The organism is Yoonia sp. (assembly GCF_036007805.1).
Lineage (GTDB): Bacteria > Pseudomonadota > Alphaproteobacteria > Rhodobacterales > Rhodobacteraceae > Yoonia.
Map to the genome: position 1 here is coordinate 1 of NZ_DASYOK010000336.1, position 7241 is coordinate 7241.

General features: G+C 54.9%; 6 protein-coding genes and 1 pseudogene. 1 reads left to right on the plus strand and 6 read right to left on the minus strand.

Features of this window, described 5'->3' with window-relative positions; translation table 11 throughout:
* Window positions 1-507 (plus strand): annotated as a pseudogene (locus VGP75_RS17880) (radical SAM family heme chaperone HemW); the annotation flags it as partial.
* Here the strand turns inward: VGP75_RS17880 and VGP75_RS17885 are convergent.
* From VGP75_RS17885 to rho, 6 genes are all read right to left on the minus strand, one after another.
* The gene (locus VGP75_RS17885) at window positions 504-1391 is read right to left on the minus strand and encodes a ParB/RepB/Spo0J family partition protein (protein WP_327544946.1); all 888 of its coding nucleotides are present in this window, start codon (window positions 1389-1391) and stop codon (window positions 504-506) included. The pseudogene VGP75_RS17880 and the gene VGP75_RS17885 sit on opposite strands and share 4 nt — an antisense overlap.
* Complete coding sequence (locus VGP75_RS17890; RefSeq protein WP_327544947.1) at window positions 1392-2189, minus strand: ParA family protein; 798 nt, start codon at window positions 2187-2189, stop codon at window positions 1392-1394.
* Window positions 2179-2799, minus strand: a complete 621-nt coding sequence (gene rsmG, locus VGP75_RS17895) for a 16S rRNA (guanine(527)-N(7))-methyltransferase RsmG (RefSeq protein ID WP_327544948.1) — start codon at window positions 2797-2799, stop codon at window positions 2179-2181. The genes VGP75_RS17890 and rsmG overlap by 11 nt, the downstream gene beginning before the upstream one ends.
* Window positions 2800-2802: 3 nt before the next feature.
* Window positions 2803-4671 carry a tRNA uridine-5-carboxymethylaminomethyl(34) synthesis enzyme MnmG gene (gene mnmG / locus VGP75_RS17900; RefSeq protein WP_327544949.1) on the minus strand — a complete coding sequence of 623 codons (1869 nt, stop codon included), beginning with the start codon at window positions 4669-4671 and terminating at the stop codon, window positions 2803-2805.
* Between the two features lie 12 nt (window positions 4672-4683).
* Window positions 4684-5964, minus strand: coding sequence for a tRNA uridine-5-carboxymethylaminomethyl(34) synthesis GTPase MnmE (mnmE, locus tag VGP75_RS17905; protein ID WP_327544950.1), 1281 nt, complete (start codon window positions 5962-5964; stop codon window positions 4684-4686).
* Window positions 5965-5993: 29 nt separating this feature from the next.
* On the minus strand, window positions 5994-7241 hold a 1248-nt coding region (gene rho / locus VGP75_RS17910; protein WP_327544951.1), incomplete at its 5' end, for a transcription termination factor Rho.

The window sequence follows — 7241 nt, forward strand, 5'->3', positions numbered from 1 at the left end:
CCGGATGATGATGCGGCAGCTGACATGTATGCTGTGACGCAAGAGATTTGCGAAGCGGCCGGATTTGCGGGCTATGAGGTGTCCAATCACGCGCGCGCGGGCTGTGAGAGTATCCACAACAAGATTTACTGGCACTATGGCGATTACGCAGGGATTGGGCCAGGCGCACATGGGCGTCTGACATTGGGTGGACAGCGGTTTGCGACCGAGGCACCGCGCGCGCCCGCAGGGTGGTTGGCACAGGTGCGCAAAACAGGAAACGGGGATTTGGCACGCGAGGCGCTCACGCAAGACGAGCAGTTTGCCGAGTTTTTGTTGATGGGGATGCGGTTGCGCGAAGGCGTAGATGTTGCGCGGTTTCCACATCTCGCTAAAGATGAATATATAAATAAAATCAACGGTTTAGTTGATTTGGGGATGGTCACCTATAACTTGGAGATCCTGCAACTTACCGCTCAAGGCGCTCCTGTCTTGAACGCTGTCCTGCGCGCCTTATTGGACGATTAACCACCGGAAAGCGCGCGGAGAAGATCGTCCAGTTGATCGAGCGACTTATACGCAATCGTCATTTTGCCGCCTTCACTGCCTGCGGGGTGGTCGATTGTCACTTTCATACGCAGCGTGGCGGAAAGCTCATCCTCTATCTGGATGGTATCGGCATCTTTGGGCACTGGCGCCCCTGGCACCGAACGCTTTTTGATTGCGGGGCCCTTCTTGGCGAGCTTTTCGGTTTCGCGGACTGAGAGTTTGCGTTGAATGATTTCGCGGGCCAAGGCGACGGCATGATCGTGTCCGACAAGGGCACGCGCGTGACCGGCGGAGAGCTGGCCACTGACAAGATAGGTCTGCACCTCTTCCGGTAAGGTCAGGAGACGCAGCAGGTTTGCAATGTGGCTGCGGCTTTTGCCCAAGGCGGACGCGAGTTTATCTTGTGTGTGGCCGAAGCGGTCCATCAATTGTTTATAGCCTGCGGCCTCATCCACGGGGTTCAGATCGGCACGCTGGATGTTTTCGATGATCGCAATTTCAAGAACTTCGGTATCATCGTAGTCGCGTAAAAGGACCGGGATCTCGTGCAGCTTGGCCCGTTGTGCGGCGCGCCAACGACGTTCACCCGCAACGATTTCGAAGAAATCAGGATCAGTCGGAGACTGCCGGACGATCAAAGGCTGAATGATGCCTTTCTCGGCAATGGAAGCTGCGAGTTCATCAAGCGCATCCTCTGCAAAGGTGCGGCGCGGCTGATCGGGATTGGGGCGCACCCGTTCAATCGGCACGACAAGGTCGGGCCGCTTTGCCGGCGCTTCGGTGCTGTCGTCTGTTGCCACATCTGACATCAGAGCAGAGAGACCACGGCCCAATCCGCGGGATTTCTTTGGTGTGCGTGTCATCTATGCGGCCTTCTTTTTCTTTGTTCTTTCAATCAATTCAGCAGCGAGCGCACGATATGCGGCGCTGCCTTTTGATGCACTATCATAGGAGAGCACGGGCATCGCGAAGGACGGCGCTTCGCTCAGGCGGACATTGCGGGGAATGACGGTTTTGAACACCATATCACCCATGTTTTCGCGGGCGTCATCCTCAACCTGCAGAGACAGGTTGTTGCGGCTATCATACATTGTAAGCGCAATGCCTTCGATTCTCAGGTCAGGGTTGGCCGTCTGGCGAACATCGCGGACCGTGAGAATAAGCTGTGAAAGGCCTTCAAGCGCGAAAAACTCGCTTTGCAGCGGGACGATAATGGAATGTGCAGCAACCATGGCGTTTACCGTCAATATATTGAGTGATGGCGGGCAATCTATCAAAATGTAGTCGAACACGAAGAGCGCCGGATCACTGCCCCGCAGCACATCACGCAAAAGGAAGCTGCGTTTTGCATTGTCGACAAGTTCAAGATCAGCAGAGCTTAAATCCGTTGTCGCCGGAATGATGCACAGGCGGTTGACGGATGTTTTCTGAATCGCCTTGGTCAAGGTGACATCGCCTGCCAGCAGATCGTAGGTTGTAGCCTCTCTCTTGTCATGATCAACGCCAAGGCCGGTAGATGCGTTCCCTTGCGGGTCCAGATCAATCAGTAGGACGTTTTTCTTTTTTTCTGCCAAGGCTGCACCCAAATTAATGGTGGTGGTCGTTTTGCCAACGCCGCCTTTTTGGTTCGCAACCGCGATGATTATTGGATCATGAGCCAAGCGTATTTATCCTTCGGATGGCGAGTATTCGTGCGTCAGGATCAGTGATACTGGCGTTTTCTTCAAGGTCAAACGACCAGCTCTTTTGCGCATCGGCAACTTCCTGTGCGGATTGTCGGCCTTTGTGAAATAGGGCCAAGCCTTCCTGCTTTAGATGGCGCTTCGTCAGGGAAAGTAATCCAGATAGTGCGGTAAGTGCGCGAGCAGATACCACATCTGCGTTTTGTACTGGAGCAGTCTCAATTCTCTCGGCAATCACTTGGACGGGAAGATTTAGTTCGCGCGCCGCTGTGCGCAGGAATGTGGCTTTACGCTGGTCACTTTCTATAAGCACGAATTGCGCCTGCGGGTTCTTCTCTTTGGCGAGAATCGCCATAACGATACCGGGAAAGCCGCCGCCACTGCCGATATCGACCCATTTTTCAAAGGACTTTGGAGCAAACTGATAGAGCTGGACCGAATCGACGATATGACGCTCCCAGATCGAATCAACTGTACCCCGCGCGATCAGGTTAATCTTTGCAGTCCATTTCGCAGTCAGCGCGGCAAATGCCTCTAGGTCTGACATTGTTTCACGTGAAACATTCACGCCAGCAACAAGCTGTGACATCGGTCAGGTTCCGGTCGCTTGGTATTGCTTCTTTATCGCACTGACAATCAGCATGAGCGCGGCAGGCGTCATGCCTTCAATCCGGCCAGCATGGGCAATCGTTCCCGGACGCGTCGCAGTTAGCTTTGCCACGATTTCGTTTGAGAGGCCCCTGATGAGCGTGTAATCTGTGTCATCAGGGATAATGTGATTTTCATCACGCTCCATCGCGGAAATGTCCCGCTCTTGGCGGGCGATGTAATGCGCGTAGAGTGCGTCCTTTTTTACCTGGTCTTGTATCTGATCGGGAATATTACCTACATCTAGCTGCAATTGCGCCAGATGTTCAAAGTTGCAATCTGCCAAGGCGAGCGCATCCAGCGCAGATCTGCGCGGTCCATCGGCGTTCAATTTCACCCCAAGGCCCGCAATGTCACGCGAAGAGATCACCATTTCAGCAAGTGAAGCCTTGGCTTTTTCAATCTGTTCCATTTTATCGCTAAAGTGCGCCCACCGGTTTTCACCCACACAGCCAATCGTATGGCCCCGCTCTGTCAGCCGCTGATCTGCATTATCCGCGCGAAGCGATAAACGAAATTCGGCGCGTGAGGTAAACATGCGGTAGGGTTCTGATACACCTCGTGTGATCAGATCATCAATCATCACACCGATATAGGATTCCCGACGGCTAAAGATGACAGGGTCCTGCCCTTTTACTTGCGCAGCCGCATTGAGGCCCGCAACCATACCCTGCGCCGCTGCTTCTTCATACCCGGTTGTGCCGTTGATCTGGCCAGCCAAAAACAGCCCCGGAACATCGCGGAGTTCCAAAGTTACCCGCAAAGAACGCGGATCGACGTAGTCATATTCGATCGCATAACCCGGCTGCAAAATCGTTGTGTTTTCAAGGCCATAGATGGAATTTACATAGGCTCTTTGTACATCCTCGGGCAGTGACGTTGAAATGCCGTTCGGATAGACTGTGTGATCGTTCACGCCCTCTGGTTCCAAAAAGATCTGGTGCGATGTCTTATCTGCAAAGCGAACGATCTTATCCTCAATCGAGGGGCAATAGCGTGGGCCGACGCCATCAATCTTTCCACCATACATCGCCGAACGGCCAAGGTTCTCGCGGATAATATCGTGGGTCGCCTCATTCGTATGGGTGATGCCGCAATCAATCTGTGGTGCCGATGGGCCTTTCGAGAGGAAAGAAAACAGCACCGGATCCGTATCGCTTGGCTGCGCTTCCAGTTTGTCCCATGCGATCGTGCGACCATCCAAACGTGGTGGTGTACCCGTTTTCAACCGGCCAAGTGGCAATCCAAAACTATCCAGCCGCTCGGCCATCTTTACTGAGGGATCATCACCCATACGGCCACCAGGCCGCGACACATCGCCGATATGGATCACACCGCGCAGGAAGGTACCGGTTGTCAGAATCACGCTATGTGCGGATATCGCAGCACCATCGCGCATCTGGATACCGGTCACGCGCCCGTCGGTCATGAGCAAATCAACAGCTTCACCTTCCAGGATCGTCAGGTTTGCCAGCAAATCCAACTCTGCCTGCATTTCCTTGCGATAGATTTGCCGGTCAGATTGGGCGCGTGGCCCCTGAACGGCGGGTCCCTTTTTCCGATTCAGCAAGCGAAACTGGATACCCGCCTTATCGGCAACACGCCCCATAACGCCGTCCAGCGCATCAATCTCGCGCACGAGGTGGCCTTTCCCCAATCCACCAATCGCTGGATTGCAGGACATCACGCCAATTGATGCCTTAGTCAATGTGACCAAAGCCGTACGCACGCCCATACGGGCCGCCGCATGCGCTGCCTCGGCGCCTGCATGCCCGCCACCAATCACGATTACGTCGTAGTCCTGATGTTTCACGTGAAACACTCCCTACTTGCCGATGCAAAAACTGCTAAAGATCTCATCAAGCACGTGCTCTACATCAACACGGCCCACAATGCTATCCACTGCACGAATAGCAGACCTTAAATCCTCTGCGACGAGATCGGTCATCGCATCGGGTGTTTCAAGTGCCAGCACTGCGTCATCCAGGTATCCGATTGCGCGCACCATCGCGACCCGGTGCCGTTCGCGCATCGCAATCCCGATTTGTCCGACCTTCTCTTGCAGCCGCTGCCGCACACATTCAATCAGCGCATCGATGCCAGCCCCTGTCTTGCCAGATATCGCCAGTCCATCCCCATGACCAAGATCGGACTTCGCCTGCACGACAAGGTCATCAGGGCCAAGATCTCTGTTTATTTCTGAAGGGTCCATCACCAGATGTATGCGAAAATCAGCCCGCTCAGCCCTTTCTTTCGCCCGCGCCACACCAAGCCCCTCGACGATATCATCAGTGTCCCTCACACCCGCTGTATCCAGCAGCGTCACTGGCAGACCATCAAGGTCCATCTGAACCTCGATCACGTCACGTGTGGTACCCGCAACCTCGGATGTAATGGCAACATCACGCCCCGCAAGCCGGTTCAAGAGCGTTGATTTGCCAACATTCGGTGCGCCGATAATAGCCACTTCGAACCCGTCCCGCACACGCTCGGCAACACGTACACCGGCGGCCTCGCGGGTCATCTCGGTCCGGACTTGACCCAAGAGATCGTTCACTTCAGGGCTGACATCGACAGGCACTTCCTCATCCGCAAAATCAATTGTCGCCTCAAGCAAAGCAGCCGCCCGAATAAGACGTGTCCGCCAGCTATCCGCCAGTACCCCCAGTGCGCCGGAAAAGACCCGTACAGCCTGCTTGCGCTGGCTCTCGGTCTCGGCATCAATCAAGTCAGCAAGCCCCTCGACCTCGGCCAGGTTGAGCCGTCCATTTTCCAGCGCCCGACGTGTGAATTCGCCTGCCTCTGCCTGTCGTAGCGCAGGGTTATCACCCAAACACCGCAACACCGCATTGACCACTGCCGGACTGCCATGCAGTTGCAACTCGACCACGCTTTCACCGGTAAAGCTCTTGCCCTCAGGGAAGTGCAGGATCAGCGCCTCGTCCAACAGCCCTCCGCCTGCGTCACGCAAAGCGCGCACGCCCCGCGTCACAGGGACATCACCGCACAAACCCGACACCGCAGGCACCGCCATTGGCCCGGACATCCGCACCACAGCAACACCTGCCCGGCCCTGCGCGGTCGCTAAGGCAAAAATCGTATCCATAGGTTAACCCATTGTTTTAGAACAATAAGTTACGTGTTCATTGAGTCAAAGAAATCTGAATTCGTCTTGGTCTGCTTCAGTTTACCGATCAGGAACTCAATCGCATCGGTCGTGCCCATCGGGTTCAGAATACGGCGCAACACATAGGTCTTGGCCAGATCGGCCTTATCCACCAGCAGCTCTTCTTTCCGCGTACCTGATTTCAGGATATCCATCGCAGGGAAGACGCGCTTGTCTGCAACCTTGCGGTCCAGAACAATCTCGCTGTTACCCGTACCTTTGAATTCCTCAAAGATCACCTCGTCCATGCGTGATCCGGTATCAATCAGTGCCGTCGCAATAATCGTCAGTGACCCGCCCTCTTCGATGTTGCGTGCCGCACCGAAGAAGCGCTTGGGCCGCTGCAGCGCATTCGCATCCACACCACCCGTCAGGACTTTACCGGACGATGGCACAGTCGTGTTGAACGCACGCCCCAAACGCGTGATCGAATCCAGCAGGATCACAACATCACGCTTATGCTCCACCAGACGTTTGGCTTTCTCGATGACCATCTCGGACACGGCTACGTGACGCGTTGCAGGCTCATCAAAGGTAGACGACACAACCTCGCCCTTCACAGAGCGCTGCATGTCCGTCACCTCTTCGGGGCGTTCGTCAATCAACAGGACGATCAGGTAGCACTCCGGATGGTTCTTCTCGATCGAGTTCGCGATATTCTGTAACAGTACCGTCTTACCAGTCCGCGGTGGCGCCACGATCAAAGACCGCTGGCCCTTCCCGATCGGGGCTACCAGATCAATGATCCGCGCCGAACGGTCTTTCACTGTCGGATCCTCAATCTCCATCGTCAACCGCTCATCAGGATAGAGCGGCGTCAGGTTATCAAAGGCAACCTTGTGTTTCGCTTTCTCGGGATCTTCGAAGTTGATCAACTCAACCGAAGTCAGCGCAAAATAGCGTTCATTGTCATTGGGCTCTTTCATGACCCCTTCGACCGTATCACCGGTGCGCAAGGAATACTGCCGGATCATATCCGGTGAGACGTAAATATCATCAGGACCTGGCAAATAGTTTGCTTCTGGCGAGCGCAAGAAACCGAACCCGTCCTGCAACACTTCCAAAACGCCATCACCACCGATGACCCATTCCTCGTCCGCCCGTTCTTTCAGGATGGCGAACATCATGTCGCCCTTCCGCATCGTCGATGCGTTCTCGATCTCGAGCTCTTCGGCCAAAGACAGCAAATCCTTCGGGCTCTGCGCCTTCAGATCAGC

What these genes read in the sequence shown, in the direction of transcription:
- VGP75_RS17885 (WP_327544946.1), bottom strand. Translation starts at nt 1,391, where the DNA reads ATGACACGCACACCAAAGAAATCCCGCGGATTGGGCCGTGGTCTCTCT.
- rsmG (WP_327544948.1), bottom strand. Translation starts at nt 2,799, where the DNA reads ATGTCACAGCTTGTTGCTGGCGTGAATGTTTCACGTGAAACAATGTCA.
- mnmE (WP_327544950.1), bottom strand. Translation starts at nt 5,964, where the DNA reads ATGGATACGATTTTTGCCTTAGCGACCGCGCAGGGCCGGGCAGGTGTT.